The organism is Pseudomonas sp. B414, from assembly GCF_055408445.1.
Genome location: NZ_JBUZTQ010000009.1, coordinates 43,015 through 60,183, shown reverse-complemented (window position 1 = coordinate 60,183; position 17,169 = coordinate 43,015). Strand labels below are relative to the sequence as shown.

At 57.1% G+C, this 17,169-nt stretch carries 17 protein-coding genes and 6 tRNA genes; 15 read left to right on the top strand and 8 right to left on the bottom strand.

What is annotated here, in order from left to right; translation table 11 throughout:
* The first annotated feature begins 125 nt into the window (after positions 1–125).
* Genes pilV through thiO form a run of 5 tightly spaced genes read left to right on the top strand, consistent with a single transcriptional unit; the run spans position 126 to position 3,114 of the window.
* The gene (gene pilV, locus ACZRMH_RS10330; RefSeq protein ID WP_464013358.1) at positions 126–335 is read left to right on the top strand and encodes a type IV pilus modification protein PilV; all 210 of its coding nucleotides are present in this window, start codon (positions 126–128) and stop codon (positions 333–335) included.
* The gene (locus tag ACZRMH_RS10325) at positions 332–1,015 is read left to right on the top strand and encodes a PilW family protein (RefSeq protein WP_464013357.1); all 684 of its coding nucleotides are present in this window, start codon (positions 332–334) and stop codon (positions 1,013–1,015) included. Before pilV ends, ACZRMH_RS10325 begins: the two co-directional genes overlap by 4 nt.
* A 10-nt stretch (positions 1,016–1,025) precedes the next feature.
* Positions 1,026–1,568, top strand: coding sequence for a pilus assembly PilX family protein (locus tag ACZRMH_RS10320; RefSeq protein WP_464013356.1), 543 nt, complete (start codon positions 1,026–1,028; stop codon positions 1,566–1,568).
* A 10-nt stretch (positions 1,569–1,578) separates the two neighbouring features.
* Positions 1,579–1,980, top strand: a complete 402-nt coding sequence (locus ACZRMH_RS10315; protein ID WP_464013355.1) for a type IV pilin protein — start codon at positions 1,579–1,581, stop codon at positions 1,978–1,980.
* A 33-nt stretch (positions 1,981–2,013) separates the two neighbouring features.
* A complete protein-coding gene (gene thiO, locus ACZRMH_RS10310) occupies positions 2,014–3,114 on the top strand; it encodes a glycine oxidase ThiO (RefSeq protein ID WP_464013354.1) in 1,101 nt (366 codons plus the stop codon).
* 120 nt (positions 3,115–3,234) lie between these two features.
* On the opposite strand, the gene ACZRMH_RS10305 is transcribed toward thiO, so the two are convergent.
* Together ACZRMH_RS10305 and ACZRMH_RS10300 are read right to left on the bottom strand one after the other, a co-directional pair.
* Positions 3,235–3,465, bottom strand: coding sequence for a PP0621 family protein (locus ACZRMH_RS10305; RefSeq protein WP_464013353.1), 231 nt, complete (start codon positions 3,463–3,465; stop codon positions 3,235–3,237).
* Between the two features lie 118 nt (positions 3,466–3,583).
* A complete protein-coding gene (locus ACZRMH_RS10300; RefSeq protein ID WP_464013352.1) occupies positions 3,584–4,597 on the bottom strand; it encodes an outer membrane protein assembly factor BamD in 1,014 nt (337 codons plus the stop codon).
* 148 nt (positions 4,598–4,745) lie between these two features.
* On the opposite strand from ACZRMH_RS10300, the gene rluD reads away from it, so the two are divergent.
* The 9 genes from rluD (at position 4,746) to ACZRMH_RS10255 (ending at position 10,131) form a co-directional block, all read left to right on the top strand.
* Positions 4,746–5,708: a 23S rRNA pseudouridine(1911/1915/1917) synthase RluD gene (gene rluD, locus ACZRMH_RS10295; RefSeq protein ID WP_464013351.1), complete on the top strand. Its 963-nt coding sequence runs from the start codon at positions 4,746–4,748 to the stop codon at positions 5,706–5,708.
* Positions 5,705–6,439, top strand: a complete 735-nt coding sequence (pgeF, locus tag ACZRMH_RS10290) for a peptidoglycan editing factor PgeF (protein ID WP_464013350.1) — start codon at positions 5,705–5,707, stop codon at positions 6,437–6,439. The genes rluD and pgeF overlap by 4 nt, the downstream gene beginning before the upstream one ends.
* A gap of 120 nt (positions 6,440–6,559) precedes the next feature.
* On the top strand, positions 6,560–9,127 hold the full coding sequence (gene clpB, locus ACZRMH_RS10285) for an ATP-dependent chaperone ClpB (protein WP_464013349.1): 2,568 nt from the start codon (positions 6,560–6,562) through the stop codon (positions 9,125–9,127).
* A 306-nt stretch (positions 9,128–9,433) separates the two neighbouring features.
* Positions 9,434–9,509: transfer RNA gene (locus ACZRMH_RS10280), tRNA-Asn, on the top strand.
* A 9-nt stretch (positions 9,510–9,518) separates the two neighbouring features.
* Positions 9,519–9,595, top strand: a tRNA-Pro gene (locus tag ACZRMH_RS10275).
* Positions 9,596–9,600: 5 nt separating this feature from the next.
* Positions 9,601–9,676: transfer RNA gene (locus ACZRMH_RS10270), tRNA-Lys, on the top strand.
* A gap of 91 nt (positions 9,677–9,767) precedes the next feature.
* A tRNA-Pro gene (locus ACZRMH_RS10265) sits at positions 9,768–9,844 on the top strand.
* Between the two features lie 119 nt (positions 9,845–9,963).
* Positions 9,964–10,039 (top strand) — tRNA-Asn (locus ACZRMH_RS10260).
* A gap of 16 nt (positions 10,040–10,055) precedes the next feature.
* A tRNA-Lys gene (locus ACZRMH_RS10255) sits at positions 10,056–10,131 on the top strand.
* Positions 10,132–10,295: 164 nt separating this feature from the next.
* On the opposite strand, the gene ACZRMH_RS10250 is transcribed toward ACZRMH_RS10255, so the two are convergent.
* Together ACZRMH_RS10250 and glsA are read right to left on the bottom strand one after the other, a co-directional pair.
* A complete protein-coding gene (locus ACZRMH_RS10250) occupies positions 10,296–11,828 on the bottom strand; it encodes an amino acid permease (RefSeq protein ID WP_464013348.1) in 1,533 nt (510 codons plus the stop codon).
* A gap of 15 nt (positions 11,829–11,843) precedes the next feature.
* Positions 11,844–12,797 carry a glutaminase A gene (gene glsA, locus ACZRMH_RS10245; RefSeq protein WP_464013347.1) on the bottom strand — a complete coding sequence of 318 codons (954 nt, stop codon included), beginning with the start codon at positions 12,795–12,797 and terminating at the stop codon, positions 11,844–11,846.
* Positions 12,798–12,968: 171 nt separating this feature from the next.
* Between glsA and ACZRMH_RS10240 the strand changes: the two genes are divergently transcribed.
* Positions 12,969–14,366: a glutamate decarboxylase gene (locus ACZRMH_RS10240; protein ID WP_464013346.1), complete on the top strand. Its 1,398-nt coding sequence runs from the start codon at positions 12,969–12,971 to the stop codon at positions 14,364–14,366.
* Positions 14,367–14,399: 33 nt separating this feature from the next.
* Here ACZRMH_RS10240 and ACZRMH_RS10235 read toward each other — a convergent pair whose 3' ends face one another.
* The 4 genes from ACZRMH_RS10235 to ACZRMH_RS10220 form a co-directional block, all read right to left on the bottom strand.
* On the bottom strand, positions 14,400–15,701 hold the full coding sequence (locus ACZRMH_RS10235; protein ID WP_464013345.1) for an NAD(P)/FAD-dependent oxidoreductase: 1,302 nt from the start codon (positions 15,699–15,701) through the stop codon (positions 14,400–14,402).
* Positions 15,702–15,767: 66 nt separating this feature from the next.
* Complete coding sequence (locus tag ACZRMH_RS10230; RefSeq protein WP_088378952.1) at positions 15,768–15,941, bottom strand: DUF3094 family protein; 174 nt, start codon at positions 15,939–15,941, stop codon at positions 15,768–15,770.
* A gap of 54 nt (positions 15,942–15,995) precedes the next feature.
* The gene (locus ACZRMH_RS10225; RefSeq protein WP_464013344.1) at positions 15,996–16,523 is read right to left on the bottom strand and encodes an MOSC domain-containing protein; all 528 of its coding nucleotides are present in this window, start codon (positions 16,521–16,523) and stop codon (positions 15,996–15,998) included.
* Positions 16,520–17,149 (bottom strand): DUF1780 domain-containing protein, encoded by a 630-nt coding sequence (locus ACZRMH_RS10220; protein ID WP_464013343.1) that lies wholly within the window; start codon positions 17,147–17,149, stop codon positions 16,520–16,522. Before ACZRMH_RS10220 ends, ACZRMH_RS10225 begins: the two co-directional genes overlap by 4 nt.
* Positions 17,150–17,169: the final 20 nt, after the last annotated feature.

Here is a 17,169-nt window from a genome sequence, read left to right as displayed (position 1 = left end):
AATCAGACGAATAGTCAGATGGCATTGCTTGGCTTCTTCCTACTGTGGGGAGCCGTGAGCGGGGCTAGGCTTTTGTCTGTGCGGCACAGGACGTGTCGTTGACCCCACTGATATGGATGGTTCGGATGCCTCGATTAGATAGAAGCCGGCAACACGGGATGACCTTGATCGAAGTGCTTATCGCGCTGTTGATTCTGTTTATCAGCCTGTTGGGTTCTGCCGGGATGCAACTCAGTGCCTTGAGGCTTACGGCAAGCGCGCTGATAAATACCCAGGACAGTTTCGTTGCCTACAGCAGGCAGGATCAGTTGCGTGCCAAGGCCAGGTCATCATGAACAAACCGGGTTCAGGTTTTGGCCTGATCGAGCTGATGGTTGCTCTGGCGCTGGGAATGCTGGTAGTACTGGGCATGACACAACTGTTCTTGAGCAGTCGAGAGACGTATCTAAGTCAGCGTTCATCGGCAATGCTGCAAGAGGATGCGCGTTTTGTGCTGAGCAAGCTGGCGCAGGAGATACGCATGGCGGGCATGTTTGGTTGTCTTTCGCTCGATCGTATCGTTGATGCGCCTGCAGTATTTAAAACGCCGGTGTCCTGGCATCGAGGGGCGTTGCGTATGATCAGTTCGGGCGTGGGGCTTCAGGCGGCCAGGGCCGACTGGACGGTGGTCTCCGACTGCGCAACCTTTGCCCAAGCCTACCCTGGGGCAAAATTGTCTTTGGCTCCCGGTGAAACGGGATTTCCCCTGCGAGAGTTGTTTTACCGTTTTGAAAATGGCCAGTTGAAGACAGGACCCAATAAAACGGTGCTGATCGACAATGTGGCTGCATTTGACGTGAGTTTTGGTGTAGCCGGTTCGGCAGGTGCACAGTCGGTACTGCGCTATGAAAAGCTTGCAAGAAATGCTTCCAGCCTGCGCAGCGTGCGTATTGGCCTGACATTGCGAGACCCCGCGGGGCGAGTCAAGGATCAGGTCTATCAGCTGGAAGTCGCCTTGCGTAACCGGCTGACGTAGGGCTCACATCATGCTTGTTTCATTGAGTTGTCAGCGTGGCATGGCACTGCTGGTAAGCCTGGTTTTTATGCCGCTGCTCAGTCTGATCGGGATGGCTGCAATGGTCAGTGCCATGCAGCAGGAAAAAATGGCCGCAGGCATCCAGCATGCCAACCATTCATTTCAGGCCGCAGAGGCCGCGCTTGCCAGTGGTGAAGCCTGGCTTGAGATTCAGTGGGTCGGGGTATTGCCGTGCACTTTGCCAGTGAGCTGTAACCCGCCCTTGGAGGCGCGCACCCGGGCAGCACCGGGAGTTGACCCTGGATCCGGGGTGAGTTGGGTCAGCGTTGAGGATGGGCTGTATGGCGTACAGAATCTTGGCCCAAGTATTACCCCGGCCCATTTGCCCGTGACGACCACTACCCGTTTGTATCGCGTTACCGCCATTGGCTGGCGCGGGATGTCGCGCACGGTGCTGGAGAGTTTTTATGCCCGTTACCAGGCAGTGGACAAGGCTTCAAAAGGGGCTGTGGCCCCGAGTTTTGACCGGGTCATGTGGCGGCAACTGCAATAGGGAATACCCGATGTATAGATGCGCAGCAGGTTTTACCCTGATCGAACTGATGATCGTAGTGATGATCATCGGTATCCTTGGTGCATTCGTTTATCCGTTATATGGCGATTATGTGACGCGCGCTTATCGCTCTCAAATCATCGTCCTGTTGACGGAACAAGCCCAAAGTCTTGAGCGTTTTTATGCCAAAAACGCGGTATATAGCAGATGGCAAGGCCTCCGTTCAGGTAATCAGCATTACGACATCAGTGTTGCTCTAGCGGATCACGACTACCTGCTGACGGCAACGCCTAAACAGGGTTCGGCAATGGCGGGGGACCCTTGCGGGAGCTTTACGCTGACCGATACCGGTTTGGCAGCGATAACCCAGGCCGCCCCTGGCCTGACACTGCAGCAGTGTTGGGGGCGCTAATGATTGATTTTGAATGACAGGCTGGATCGACAGATGGCTAGGCAGCAACGGGTGGTAATTGTCGGGGGCGGGGTTATTGGCCTGCTGACTGCGTTTAATCTGGCGGCTGATGTAGAGCAGGTGATTCTGCTGGATCGTGGCGGGGTAGGGCAGGAATCCTCCTGGGCGGGCGGCGGCATTGTTTCGCCGCTTTATCCGTGGCGCTACAACTGTGCCGTTACGGCGCTGGCGCACTGGTCGCAGGACTTTTACCCGCAACTGGCCGAGAGTTTGTTTGCCTCGACGGGCGTAGATCCAGAGGTGCACACCACCGGCCTGTACTGGCTGGATCTGGATGATGAAGCCCAGGCGCTGGAGTGGGCCGGGCGCGAGGGGCGACCACTGGCGGCGACCGATATTTCGGCGGTTAATGATGCAGTGCCGGTGCTGGGCGGTGGTTATTCGCGTGCCATCTATATGGCCGATGTGGCCAATGTACGTAATCCGCGGCTGGTCAAATCGCTAAAGGCTGCGTTGCAGGCTATGCCCAATGTCAAGATTTACGAGCAATGTGAAGTGCTCGGGTTTATCCGCGAAGGCGAGAAAATTGCCGGGGTGAATACCGCCCAAGGTGAAGTTCGCGGCGATGAGGTGGTTTTGTCGGCGGGGGCCTGGAGTGGCGAGCTGTTGGGTAGCCTGGGCCTTGAATTACCCGTGGAGCCGGTCAAGGGTCAGATGATCCTGTACAAGTGCGCGTCCGACTTTTTGTCGTGCATGGTGCTGGCAAAAGGGCGTTATGCGATTCCGCGTCGCGACGGCCATATCCTGATAGGCAGTACGCTGGAGCATGAAGGTTTTGACAAAACCCCGACCCTGACGGCGCTTGAGAGCCTCAAGGCTTCGGCGGTCGAATTGATCCCGGCATTGGCTGATGCTGAGGTGGTAGGGCATTGGGCAGGCTTGCGCCCGGGCTCGCCCGAGGGCATTCCGTATATTGGGCGGGTGTCAGGTTTTGACGGGTTGTGGCTTAACTGCGGGCATTATCGCAACGGGCTGGTACTGGCGCCTGCCTCTTGTCAGCTGTTTGCTGACCTGTTGCTGGGCCGTGAGCCGATTATTGACCCGGCGCCTTATGCGCCAGAAGGGCGGATTTAAGCGGCTACAAAAAAATGAGAGATTTCTGTAGTCGCTGACGAGGAACGAAGGCTGCGATGGGGTGCGCAGCGGAAGGCCCTACGGGCCTTTTCGCAGCCTGCGGCAGCGACTACAGATGGCTTAGCCTCTTGGTTTTGGCCCTTGCTCCAGATGCTGCTGGGTGCAATACCACTCCTGCTGCTGGCTCAGGGCGCGATCACGGGGCAGGTGCACGCCACAGTGGGCGCAGCGCACCATGGGTTGTACACCCGGGTCGACCGGTTTTTTGGTCTCGGCCAGGCTGGCCTTGTATTTGCGCCACAGCCAAACACCCGCAGCAATCAACGCAGCCCAGATCAGTAAACGAAACATGGTTATTCGCTATTCGAGAAAAGATGCCCCAGTTTAGCCAAGGTCCCGGCAGGCGCACAGCGGCAAATCAAACATAAAAAAAGAGCCCCGCAGGGCTCTTTTTTTGGGCGCTGAACAATCAGTCGAACAGGCCCAGGGTCATGTAGCTGAACCAGGAGCGGCTTTTGCCTTCAGCTTCTGGCTCTTCGATGATGTTGCCATCAGCATCTTTTGGCTTCAGCTCGGCCGGGATTGCATCCTTGGCATCCTGATACTGCTTCTGGATATCCATGTTTGCGCGGGTTTCACCCGGTGGCAGTGGTGTGCTGGACTCGATCAGGCCAAGAGTGGCCTTGCTCAGCCACGAGCGGTTGTCCGACTCGGAAACCTGCGGCACAAACTGACCGTCAACCAGGCTCGGGTGATCCGGGTAGTTGGCCTTGAGCACTTCAAGGCTGGTGTTGGCCAACTGGTCGAGGTGCATGCGCTGGTAAGACTCGACCATCACCGCCAGGCCGTCACCGACCGAAGGGGTTTCCTGGAAGTTCTCGACTACATAGCGACCACGGTTGGCAGCGGCAACATAAGCCTGACGAGTCAGGTAGTAATCGGCTACGTGGATTTCATACGCTGCCAGCAGGTTACGCAGGTAAATCATGCGCTGCTTGGCATCAGGTGCGTAACGGCTGTTGGGGAAGCGGCTGGTGAGCTGGGCGAACTCGTTGTAGGAGTCACGGGCAGCGCCAGGGTCACGCTTGCTCATGTCCAGCGGCAGGAAGCGCGCCAGCAGGCCCACGTCCTGATCAAACGAGGTCAGGCCTTTAAGGTAATAGGCGTAATCAACGTTGGGATGTTGCGGGTGCAGGCGGATAAACCGTTCGGCTGCCGACTTGGCCGCTTCAGGTTCGGAGTTCTTGTAGTAGGCGTAAATAAGTTCAAGCTGGGCCTGGTCGGCATAGCGACCGAACGGGTAGCGTGACTCCAGAGCCTTGAGTTTGGCGGTAGCACTGGTATAGCTGTGGTTGTCCAGGTCGGCCTGTGCCTGCTGGTACAGCTCGACTTCGCTGAGGTTTTCGTCAACGACTTCTTTAGTCGACGAGCAAGCGGCAGTCAGTGCGAGGATGGCGATCAGCAGCAGGTGTCTCACTTGCATGGCGGCTTGCGTCCCTATGACGGCCGCTGTCTTGGGCGGGTCCGTCCTGTTATGATGAGCGCCCCGTGAAAAGCCTCGGGGCAAAAGACGCCGTATTTAACCACAAGCGCGCAGCCGAAACCAAAGGCTTGGCGCGGTCCTGATGAGCATGTCCGAGAAAATTCAACTTCGCGAAGAGGTGCCGTCCGAACTGGGTGGCCAACGCCTCGATCAAGTCGCCGCACAATTATTCGCTGAGCACTCGCGCTCGCGCCTTTCCGCCTGGATCAAAGACGGCCGCCTGACTGTGGACGGAGCGGTCATACGCCCCCGTGACATTGTGCATGGTGGTGCCATCCTGGAGCTGACTGCAGAGCAGGAAGCCCAGGGTGAGTGGATCGCTGAAGACATCCCCCTGGATATCGTCTACGAAGACGATGACATCCTGGTCATCAACAAGCCTGCGGGCCTGGTGGTGCACCCGGCTGCAGGGCATGCCAGCGGTACTTTGCTCAATGCCTTGCTGCACCACGTACCGGACATTATCAATGTGCCGCGTGCGGGGATCGTGCATCGCCTGGACAAGGACACCACTGGTCTGATGGTGGTCGCCAAGACCATTCAGGCGCAGACGCAACTGGTTACACAGTTGCAGAGCCGCAGTGTCAGCCGTATCTATGAGTGCATCGTTATCGGTGTCGTCACCGCCGGGGGCAAGATTGACGCGCCCATCGGTCGTCACGGCCAGCAGCGCCAGCGTATGGCGGTAATGGAAGGCGGCAAGCAGGCGGTAAGTCATTACCGCGTGCTGGAGCGCTTCCGTTCCCATACCCATGTGCGGGTCAAGCTGGAAACCGGTCGTACGCACCAGATCCGTGTGCATATGTCCCATATCAACTTCCCGTTGGTCGGAGACCCTGCCTACGGCGGTCGCTTCCGTATTCCGCCATCTGCCAGCATCACCATGGTCGAATCCCTGAAAAACTTCCCGCGTCAGGCGCTCCATGCCCGTTTCCTCGAGCTGGACCATCCGACGACCGGTAAGCGCATGAGCTGGGAATCAGCACTGCCGGACGATTTTGTCTGGTTGCTGACGTTGCTCAAGCAAGACCGTGAGGCATTTATCGGGTGAACACCTTCCTGATTCCTGACTGGCCTGCGCCGGCAGGCATCAGGGCCTGTGTGACCACCCGTGCGGGCGGCGTCAGTCTGGCGCCGTTCGACAGCTTCAACCTGGGCGACCATGTAGGCGACGACCCTGTCGCTGTTGCACATAACCGCCAGCGCCTTACCCATATTTTTGATGTACAGCCCGCTTGGCTCAGCCAGGTTCACGGGGTTGTGGTCGTACCTGCCAATCCCGAACTGATTGTCGAAGCCGACGCCAGCTGGACAGCAACCCCCGGGATTGCCTGCACGGCAATGACGGCCGATTGCTTGCCTGCGTTGTTCTGCGATCGTGCCGGCACTCGCGTTGCGGCAGCTCATGCCGGTTGGCGCGGGCTGGCGGCCGGGGTGCTTGAAGCGGCCGCGCAAAGCCTCAATGTTGCGCCACAGGAGGTTCTTGTGTGGCTGGGCCCGGCCATTGGCCCCACGGCCTTTGAGGTGGGCGCTGAAGTTCGCGAAGTCTTTGTTGCTGACATGCCCGGGGCCGTCAGCGCCTTTGTACCCAGCGTCAATGATGGGCGTTTTATGGCCAACATCTATGAGCTGGCGCGTTTGCGTCTGGCCCGCTTTGGCATCACCGCGGTATACGGTGGCGGTTTTTGCACCGTGACCGATCCGCGCTTTTTCTCCTATCGGCGCAGTCCTCGCACTGGCCGCTTCGCATCACTGATCTGGATCGAAAGACCGCTCAGCTGATCTGCGTCATTTTCCAAACGCTTGAAACTCTCGTAATCGCCCGCATCTACTATGGTATCTGGCAGGTTTCTTCATTCAGGAGTTTCCATCCCTCCGGCCTGCTCATAAGGAAGGTGACGAATGCGTATAGATAGATTAACCAGCAAGTTGCAATTGGCGTTGTCCGATGCTCAGTCATTGGCCGTTGGCCTTGATCATCCGGCCATCGAGCCCGCGCACTTGATGCAGGCATTGCTGGAACAGCAGGGCGGTTCGATCAAGCCGCTGCTGATGCAAGTCGGTTTTGATGTAAACAGCCTGCGTAAAGAGCTGACCAAAGAGCTCGATCAGCTGCCAAAAATCCAGAATCCTACCGGCGACGTAAACATGTCGCAGGACTTGGCGCGTCTGTTGAACCAGGCAGACCGTCTGGCGCAGCAAAAAGGCGACCAGTACATCACCAGCGAAGTGGTATTGCTGGCGGCGATGGACGACAACAGCAAGCTGGGCAAATTGTTGCTGGGCCAGGGCGTAAGCAAAAAAGCCCTGGAAAACGCCATCAACAACCTGCGCGGCGGCGAAGCGGTCAATGACCCTAATGTCGAGGAATCGCGTCAGGCGCTGGACAAGTACACCATCGACCTGACCAAGCGCGCCGAAGACGGCAAGCTCGACCCGGTGATCGGTCGTGACGATGAAATTCGTCGCACCATTCAGGTTCTGCAGCGCCGGACCAAAAACAACCCGGTGCTGATCGGTGAGCCAGGCGTGGGTAAAACTGCGATTGCCGAAGGTCTAGCGCAACGGATCATCAACGGTGAAGTGCCTGACGGCCTTAAAGGCAAACGTCTGCTGTCGCTGGATATCGGTGCCTTGATTGCCGGTGCCAAGTTCCGCGGTGAGTTCGAAGAACGCCTGAAAGCGGTGCTTAACGAGCTGTCGAAACAGGAAGGGCAAGTCATCCTGTTTATCGACGAACTGCACGTCATGGTGGGTGCCGGTAAGGGCGAAGGCGCCATGGACGCGGGCAATATGCTCAAGCCTGCGTTGGCTCGGGGTGAGTTGCACTGTGTCGGTGCGACCACGCTCAACGAGTATCGCCAATATATCGAGAAGGACGCAGCGCTTGAGCGTCGCTTCCAGAAAGTACTGGTGGACGAGCCTAGCGAAGAAGACACCATCGCGATTCTGCGTGGCTTGAAAGAGCGCTATGAGGTTCACCACAAGGTGGCGATCACCGACGGTGCGATTATCGCCGCGGTCAAGCTCAGCCATCGCTACATCACTGACCGGCAGTTGCCTGACAAGGCGATTGACCTGATGGATGAAGCGGCCAGCCGCATTCGCATGGAGATCGACTCCAAGCCTGAAGTGCTGGACCGTCTTGAGCGTCGTTTGATTCAACTCAAGGTTGAAGCTCAGGCGCTGAAGAAAGAAGAAGACGAGGCGGCGAAAAAACGCCTCGAGAAACTGCAGGAAGAAATCGAGCGTCATGAGCGCGAGTATTCTGACCTGGAAGAAATCTGGACTTCGGAAAAAGCCGAAGTACAGGGCTCCGCCCAGATCCAGCAGAAGATCGAGCAAGCGCGCCAGGAACTTGAAGTGGCTCGCCGTGGCGGCAACCTCAACCGCATGGCTGAGTTGCAGTACGGGATCATTCCTGATCTGGAGCGCAGCCTGCAGATGGTCGATGAGCACAGCAACAAGACTGAAAACCAGTTGCTGCGCAGCAAGGTGACCGAAGAGGAAATCGCTGAAGTGGTATCGAAGTGGACGGGTATTCCTGTCTCCAAGATGCTCGAAGGCGAACGCGACAAGCTGATGAAAATGGAAAGCCTGTTGCATGAGCGCGTGATCGGTCAGGACGAGGCGGTTGTGGCTGTGTCCAACGCCGTGCGCCGCTCCCGTGCCGGCCTGAGTGACCCGAACCGGCCAAGTGGCTCGTTTATGTTCCTCGGCCCGACCGGTGTGGGTAAAACCGAGTTGTGCAAGGCGCTGGCCGAGTTCCTCTTTGATACTGAAGAGGCGATGGTGCGGATCGATATGTCCGAGTTCATGGAGAAACATTCCGTGGCTCGACTGATTGGTGCGCCACCAGGCTATGTGGGTTACGAAGAAGGCGGTTACTTGACCGAAGCGGTACGGCGCAAGCCTTACTCGGTGATCCTGCTGGATGAGGTCGAGAAGGCCCACCCGGACGTGTTCAACGTGTTGCTGCAAGTGCTGGAAGACGGTCGCCTGACTGACAGCCATGGTCGCACCGTAGACTTCCGCAACACGGTGATCGTGATGACCTCCAACTTGGGTTCTGCACAGATCCAGGAACTGGTCGGCGATCGCGAAGCGCAGCGCGCAGCGGTGATGGATGCGGTAAGTACCCACTTCCGTCCGGAGTTTGTGAACCGGATCGACGAAGTGGTGATCTTCGAGCCTCTGGCCCGTGATCAAATTGCCGGCATTGCCGAGATCCAGTTGGGTCGTCTGCGTAGCCGTCTGGCTGAACGTGACCTCAGCCTTGAGCTGAACCAGGATGCTCTGGACAAGCTGATTGCGGTTGGTTACGACCCGGTTTATGGCGCACGCCCACTGAAACGTGCGATCCAGCGCTGGATCGAAAACCCGCTGGCGCAACTGATTCTGTCGGGTCAGTTCTTGCCAGGCACCACCGTGACAGCCAGCGTGAAGGACGACGAGATCGTCTTTGCCTAAGGCTTGAAACCGGTGTTTTAAGAGAGGCCTCGCTTTGCGAGGCCTTTTTTTTCTAGAGTGTTGATCTGTAAGGAAAACGCTTGTAAGATGCGCCCCGCAGTAAGTCACCCGTAACGGCAACTTGGCCCAAACCGAGAAGCCCGCTAGAAGCGCTAAGTAATTGTCTTCTAACGAAAAATAAGGGTTGACAAGGCTTTTAAAGCTTGTAGAATAGCCGACCTCAGAGACGCCAACGCAGCGATGCGAAGAACTCGAAGAGTGTTGCAAAGCAGTAAGGCAACAACGTTACAAATTGAAATATGTAGTTCCGCGATAGCTCAGTTGGTAGAGCAAATGACTGTTAATCATTGGGTCCCTGGTTCGAGTCCAGGTCGTGGAGCCATTTTCAAGCCGGGGTATAGCGCAGTCCGGTAGCGCGCCTGCTTTGGGAGCAGGATGTCAGGAGTTCGAATCCCCTTACCCCGACCATTTTTGGGTCGTTAGCTCAGTTGGTAGAGCAGTTGGCTTTTAACCAATTGGTCGTAGGTTCGAATCCCACACGACCCACCATTTTTGGCTCCAGTTCGCTGGGGTTAGATCTTAAGATCAGAGGCCAAAAGCACTGATCGTAGAAGCACCTCTTGAAGGTGCTTTTTTTTACCGGGGTATAGCGCAGTCCGGTAGCGCGCCTGCTTTGGGAGCAGGATGTCAGGAGTTCGAATCCCCTTACCCCGACCATTTTCTGCCCGGCAGTAATGGGTGTAGAAAATAAGGCGCTGATGCCAGTCGCATCAGAGGCCATAAAAGAGCGTCCTGACGGACGCTTTTTTATTTATGTTTTAATTGAAATATGTAGTTCCGCGATAGCTCAGTTGGTAGAGCAAATGACTGTTAATCATTGGGTCCCTGGTTCGAGTCCAGGTCGTGGAGCCAGTTTCAACGCAATTTTGGGTCGTTAGCTCAGTTGGTAGAGCAGTTGGCTTTTAACCAATTGGTCGTAGGTTCGAATCCCACACGACCCACCATTTAATAAAAAAAGCGTCCATTGGACGCTTTTTTTATGCCTGTATAAAAGCAGTCTTGTAGTCGCTGCCGAGGCACGAAGGCTGCGAAGGTATCAGCGAGGCACGTAATAGGCTCCGCGCTAAACTCGCATCGCAGCCTTCGTGCCTCGGCAGCGACTACAGTCTCAGGTGGCGCTTTTCGCCTTGTCATCCGCGTCCTGAAGGTCCTGCAGCGCTGCAGAGTATTGATCGGACTCGGCTTTGGGCACCATCTGCCATGACGGCTTGCGCAACGCATAGAAGATAAACGGCGGCACGCCAGCCACGATCAAGCCCAGCAACAAAATCCCCGCATATTCGAAAAACGGCATGCTGCTGAAGCTGTTCGGTGGAATAAAGCCGAAAATCAGCGCCACGCAGGTCGAAAACAACCCCAGATAGCACCAGCCATGCAGCCCCTTGAGCACATAACCGCGTTTTACGTTGGGCTGTGTTTTGCGCAGCTTCATGGCAGCCATAAACATAAACACGTAAATGATCAGGTACATCAGCGCTGCCATCGCACTGATCATCCAGAAGGCATCGGATACGTTGTCGAGAAAGATGTAAATTGTCGACAGCAAGGTGACGATCACGGCCTGCAAATACAGAATGTTTTTCTGCACGCCTTTTTTGTTCACTTCCTGCATCACCGGGGGAAGCATCCCGGCCTTGCCGACAAACAGCAGGCCCGTAGATGGCCCGGCAGTCCACGCCAGAACCCCGCCCAGAGCACCGATAATCAGCAATATGGCCATGATCGGCGTTGCCCAAGGCATGTCGAAACCCTGGAAGAACGCAGCGTAAGCCTGAATAACCCCGGCGGTAAGGCTGGTCGAGTCAGCGGGTACTACCAGCGAAATGGCCACGGTAGGCGGGATAAACACCAGCAAGATCATAAAGAAAGCCAACAGAATCGCTCGGGGCATTTCTTTTTGCGGGTCGCGCAGTTCCCTGGCGTGAATGGCGTTCATTTCGATACCGGCAAACGCCAGGAAGTTACTCACAATCAGTACCAGGCCAGTGATGGCACCGGTAAATTCCTGCCAAAAGTCCGGGTGCAGGTTGCGCGAGCCGGATTTGACTGTGGAATGGGTGTCGAAAATCGCCGGAATCAAGGCATCCCAGGTCAATGGGGTTGCCGATTTATGCCCCAGCACCAGCCAGGCCACGCCGAGCAAAACCAGCAGCGCGGCGGGCAATGCGGTGCCCAGCAGCATGAACCATGACGTCAGCTTGGACAGGGCTGTCAACCCGTTTAGTGCGACAAATGTTGATAACCAATACAAGACGATGATGACAGCGGCAGTAAATACACCGCTTTTGGCCAATTCGGGGTTGATCAGATACGCCATGGTGCTTGCGCCAAACCCAAGCACGATCGGGTACCAGACCACCACTTGCACCCACATGAACCACATGATGAAAAAGCCCGGGCGGTCGCCATAGGCTTGCCTTACCCAACCATAAATCCCGCCGTTCCAGCCGGTACCCAGTTCAGAGGCGACCAGGGAAACCGGAATGAAAAACAGCAGTGCCGGGATGATATAGAGAAATACCGAACCCAGGCCATAGACGGCCATGCTGGGCAATGAGCGAATACTGGCAACGGCTGCAACCATCATGAAGCAGATGGTCAGCCAGGACATGTAGGTTTTTGCTTTGCTGGTGGTAGCCATAATTAACCCGCTCCCTTACGCGAATTCGTGCAACAGGCTCAGATTGAGCGTGCGGCTAAGGTATTCGGCGGCCAGTTGACCGCGAACGCTGTTACCGGCCACATCCAGCGGCGGGGCAAAGGCGGCGATGGCGCATACGCCCGGCACCACAGCCAGAATTCCGCCGCCGACCCCGCTTTTACCCGGCAGGCCAACTTTGTAGTACCAGTCACCCGTGGTGTCATACAGGCCGTTCAAGGTCATCTCGGCGAGGATGGGGGCCACGTTTTTGGCCTGTACCGCGCGTTTCCCGCTGATCGGGTTGATACCACCGTTGGCCAGGGTCGCGCCCATTGTCACCAGGTCATGGCAGGTGATCGCTACCGAGCATTGGCGGGTGTAGACGGCGCATACTTCCATCGGGTCGGCATACATATAGCCGTAACTCTGCAGCAGCCAGGCAATGCCACGGTTGTGCTGATTAGTCTTGGCTTCTGATTGATAAACCTCGTCGTTGACCGTCAGTTCGCGCCCGGCGAAGACGTTGTAAGTCGCCTGGATCTGCTCCCAGCGGGCTTGCGCCGTATTGGCTTCGAGCAGGCTGACAGTGGCCATGGCCCCGGCGTTTACAAAGGGGTTGAGCGGTCGACCCTTGTGCAGCTCCAGAGCGATCACCGAATTGAACGGCTCGCCCGTGGGGTCGCAACCGATCTTGCTGCGCAAGGCCTGCGGTCCCACTTCATCGAGCACATGGGCGAGGGTAAACACCTTGGAAATTGATTCGATGGCGAAGGCGTAATCGGTGTCGCCTAGCTCCGCATGGGTGCCGTCGCAGAACATGATGCTGATGCCGTACAGGTGGGATGGCACTGAGGCCAGGTAAGGGATGTAGCTGGCATTCTTGCCGTGCTGATTGTTGGCAAACCGTTGCAGGGCCTGGTCCAGTGCCTGTTTTACCGTGCTGTCGACGGACGTGGGTCTTTGCTTCATCGCGCTCGCTCCGTGAGTACTTTCAAGATTCGAGACTATAGATCGGAAAATGCACGGCGGTCGGAAATCGGACGGCAGACCTCAAATGCTTGTCTATGCTGGCTTGGCCGAAGCTGAGCCAGAGTTGCAAGGGCGGGCTCATAGATTGACCAATACTCAAGGAGAGTTCATATGGCACTGCACCGTATCAAGCGCAACAAGGACGTCGACCCCGTGTTTGGTTCTTCTGCGCTGGCTCATGCCGCTGCGACCAAGCTGTTCCCCGAGGCTGAGCAAGCGCCGGGTGAGGTTTATCAACTGGTTCACGATGAGTTGTATCTGGATGGCAACTCCCGGCAGAACCTCGCGACTTTTTGCCAGACGTGGGAGGAGGACGAGGTTCACAAGCTGATGGACCTGTCGATCGACAAGAACATGATCGACAAGGACGAGTACCCGCAGTCTGCAGAGCTGGAAAACCGCTGTATTCATATGCTGGCGGACTTATGGCATTCCCCGGCGGCGGCCACCACCATTGGCACTTCGACAGTGGGTTCCAGCGAAGCCTGCATGCTCGGTGGTCTGGCTGCATTGTGGCGCTGGCGTGCGCTGCGCAAGGCGGCAGGCAAGCCGACAGCTACGCCGAATATGGTGTGTGGGCCGGTGCAGGTGTGCTGGCACAAATTTGCTCGTTACTGGGACGTAGAAATTCGTGAAGTGCCGATGTCGGAAGGCCATTGGTTTATGACTCCCGAGGACATGCTGGAGCGGGTCGATGAAAATACCATCGTCGTGGTGCCGACTTTTGGCCAGACGTTTACCGGGTTGTATGAAACGGTAAAGCCCCTGTCCGATGCCCTGGATGATCTGCAAAAAAGCACCGGCCTGAACGTCGATCTGCATGTCGACGGCGCAAGCGGCGCGATGCTGGCACCGTTTTGTGCGCCGGATATTCTTTGGGATTTCCGCGTGCCGCGGGTCAAGTCCATCAGCACCTCCGGGCATAAGTTTGGCCTGGCTCCGCTGGGCGCAGGCTGGGTGGTTTGGCGCGACGAGAAGGAGTTGCCTGAAGGGCTGGTGTTCCATGTGAATTATCTGGGGGGCGACATGCCGACTTTCGCCCTGAACTTTTCACGCCCGGCTGGGCAAATCATCTCGCAGTACTACAACTTCCTGCGCCTGGGGCGTGAGGGCTATGAGCGGATTCATTCAGCCTGCTACGAAACAGCGCAGTTCCTGGCTAAAGAGCTGGTCAAGGTCGGGCCGTTCGAGATGCTCTATAACGGTGATCCACAGTTGGGGATTCCAGCACTGACCTGGCGTCTGAAGCCCGGTGCCCAACCTGGTTACTCGCTCTATGACCTGGCTGATCGGTTGCGCACCCGTGGTTGGCTGGTACCTGCGTATAGCTTGCCTGCCAATGTCGAGAACGTGGTGGTGCAGCGGATTCTGGTGAAGCAGGGGATGTCGATCGACATGGCCAAATTACTGCTGCAGGATTTTGTGCGGGCAGTGCAATTCTTTGAAGAGCATCAGCCCCACGGCTTTAAAGGCCGTGAAGCCGAGGCAGGGAATCACGCGGGGCGTTGATTGCAAGAGCTCCCACAGGATGAAAAGTGCTCTTTAGTGCAGTTTCAGGCGCGGCTCGGTGCCGCGTCCGATTCTGCTGCCCAGCATCAGCATCAAGGTGCGGAAGGTTCCGTACAGCGCCATTTGGTGCATGCGATACAGCGAGATATAAAACATCCGCGCCAACCAGCCTTCAAGCATTACCGTGCCCATCAGGCTGCCCATCAAGTTACCCACAGCCGAAAAGCTCGACAGAGAAATCAGCGAGCCATAATCGCGGTACTTGTAGTCTGGTAGTTGTGCTTTGCCTTCAATGCGCAGTTTCAGCGATTTGGCCAGCAACGACGCTTGCTGGTGAGCGGCTTGTGCGCGTGGCGGCACCAGCTTGTCGGTGCCTGGTTGCGGGCAGGCCGCACAATCGCCGAAGGCAAAGATATTGTCGTCACGGGTGGTTTGCAGCGTGGGACGTACCACTAGCTGGTTGATGCGGTTGGTTTCCAGCCCGGCAATTTCCTGCAGAAAGCCCGGCGCACGAATCCCCGCGGCCCAGACCTTCAGGCTTGCTGGAATCACCTGACCATCTTTGGTGATCAAGCTGTCAGCGGTGACTTCGCTCACTGCAGAGTTGGTCAGCACCGTCACCCCGAGTTTTTCCAGGGTTTTATGCACAGGCCCGCCGATACGGTCCGGCAGGGCTGGCAGCACCCGTGGACCCGCTTCGATCAGGGTGATATGCATGTTTTCCGGCTTGATACGGTCCAGGCCGTAGGCTGCCAGTTCATGGGCGGCATTGTGCAGTTCGGCAGCCAGCTCGACCCCGGTAGCGCCTGCGCCGACAATGGCCACGCTGATCTGTTCGAGCGCATCGCTTTGCCCGGCGTGGGCCCGCAGGTAATGATTGAGCAGTTGCTGATGAAACTTCTCGGCCTGCTTGCGGGTGTCGAGGAACAGGCAATGCTCGGCCGCGCCCTTGGTGCCGAAGTCATTGGTGGTACTGCCCACGGCAATTACCAGGGTGTCGTAACCCAGTTCGCGGGCAGGCACCAGCTCTTGACCGTTTTCGTCGAGGGTCGCCGACAATGAAATCTTTTTCAGCTCGCGATCCAGTCCACTCATGCGGCCCAGCTGGAATTGAAAGTGATTCCATTTGGCTTGGGCGACGTAGTTGAGTTCGTCTTCCGATGAGTTCAGTGAACCGGCCGCGACTTCATGCAGCAGCGGTTTCCAGATATGCGTCAGGTTGGTATCGACCAGCGTGACGCTGGCCTTGCCGCGCTTGCCCAGAGTCTTGCCCAGGCGGGTCGCCAACTCCAGGCCGCCGGCGCCGCCGCCGACGATAACAATACGATGGGTCATGGGTATCACTCACAAGGCTTGAAAAGAATTCTGTGCCTGAGCGTACCCGGGCGAGCGCAATGCAGCTCATAGCGCCAGGTAACTCAGGAGGCGGCTCAAAAGGCCCATGCCGATTACCGCGATCACCACGATGGCAAGGAGCAGCCAGGGCCTGAAAGGCCGGCGCTCAACCTGGTTTTGTGGCAGTTGAAGGTACTCTTCGACACGCTTCAGATCATCGGGGTTCAGACGGCTGGGCATATTTTTGGCCTCGTCAAATAGACGTTGCAGGGTGTGTAAAAGCTACAGCATTGATCAACCGGGATGAAAAGAAGCATAGCCGTCCGGGCCCAATGGCTCGACCCGCAGTTCGTCGTCTAGACGAATGATCCCGCTTTCGATTACCCGCGCCGTGATTCCGCCGTGGCCACGTACCGCCTGGAAAGTCCCACGGCCCAGACGCTGCTCCAGCCGGGCACATGGCTGGCACCAGCCAGTGGTTTCGAAAATGGCCTGGCCAATCCTGAAACGCCTGCCCTTGAGGCTGAACAGGTTAATCCCGCTGATCACCAGATTGCGCCGCAAATCCTGCGCCACTATTGGTTGATCCTGTGGGCGCCCCATCAGCGAGCTGATAACGGCCAGGTGCTCCCACTGTATCAGCGTTACCTGGCGTGCATTGCGGGCGCCGGGCCGGGCATGATCGCCGGTCAGCCCGGCTTCGCGGCGGGCTTCTACGGCATCGAGCTCAAGCATGTCTGCCCGCGATTCGGGGCGCACGCCGATCCAGCGTACGCGACCGGTTTGCGCAACCTCGGCTATAAGTTCTTGCAACGGGCTCACAGGCTGATGCCTACATCAAAAATAATGCTGCGCCCGAGGTTGTTGCGCAGAAAATCCGGTGCGTCCGGTTGGGCAAACAGCACACGGGCAAAGGTCGGCCCCACCAGGGACAGCGAGCGCCAGCCCTGGCGCAAATATTCGGTCGGTGGCGGGAAGTGACTGTTAAGGTCCAGTACTTCGCGTTTGAGACTGGAAAACGCAATGATATCCAGCTGTCCCAGGTCGATATCGCGTTCTTTGTAGTTAGTGGCTTTTTTGTGCAGGGTCGGGCCCAGGCGTTGCAACAGCTTGCTCGCCGGTATCCGTTTGGGTCGCGCTTCGCGACGCACCAGTTGGCTCAGGGAATAGGCGCTGCGGCGGCGTTGCAGTTCTGCACGCCACTCATCGTTCAGGCGACGGCCTTCGTCGAGCACAAAGAACACTTCAAAGCGGGCATCGCCAAACAGCACGTCAGGAGGTTCCTGGCTCGCCTGCAGGAAATCTTCGCTGTGGTAGGGAATGTTCAGCCCTTGCAGCAGGCGCTGGCAGACCCAACGCTCCCGCTCCCATTTGCGGGCATTGGATAAAAAGGCATTGGCTTGCTCGGCCTGGATGGTGAGCAGGCGTAAATAATCTGAGTCGTCCATGCACGCAGCTTAGCCTTGAA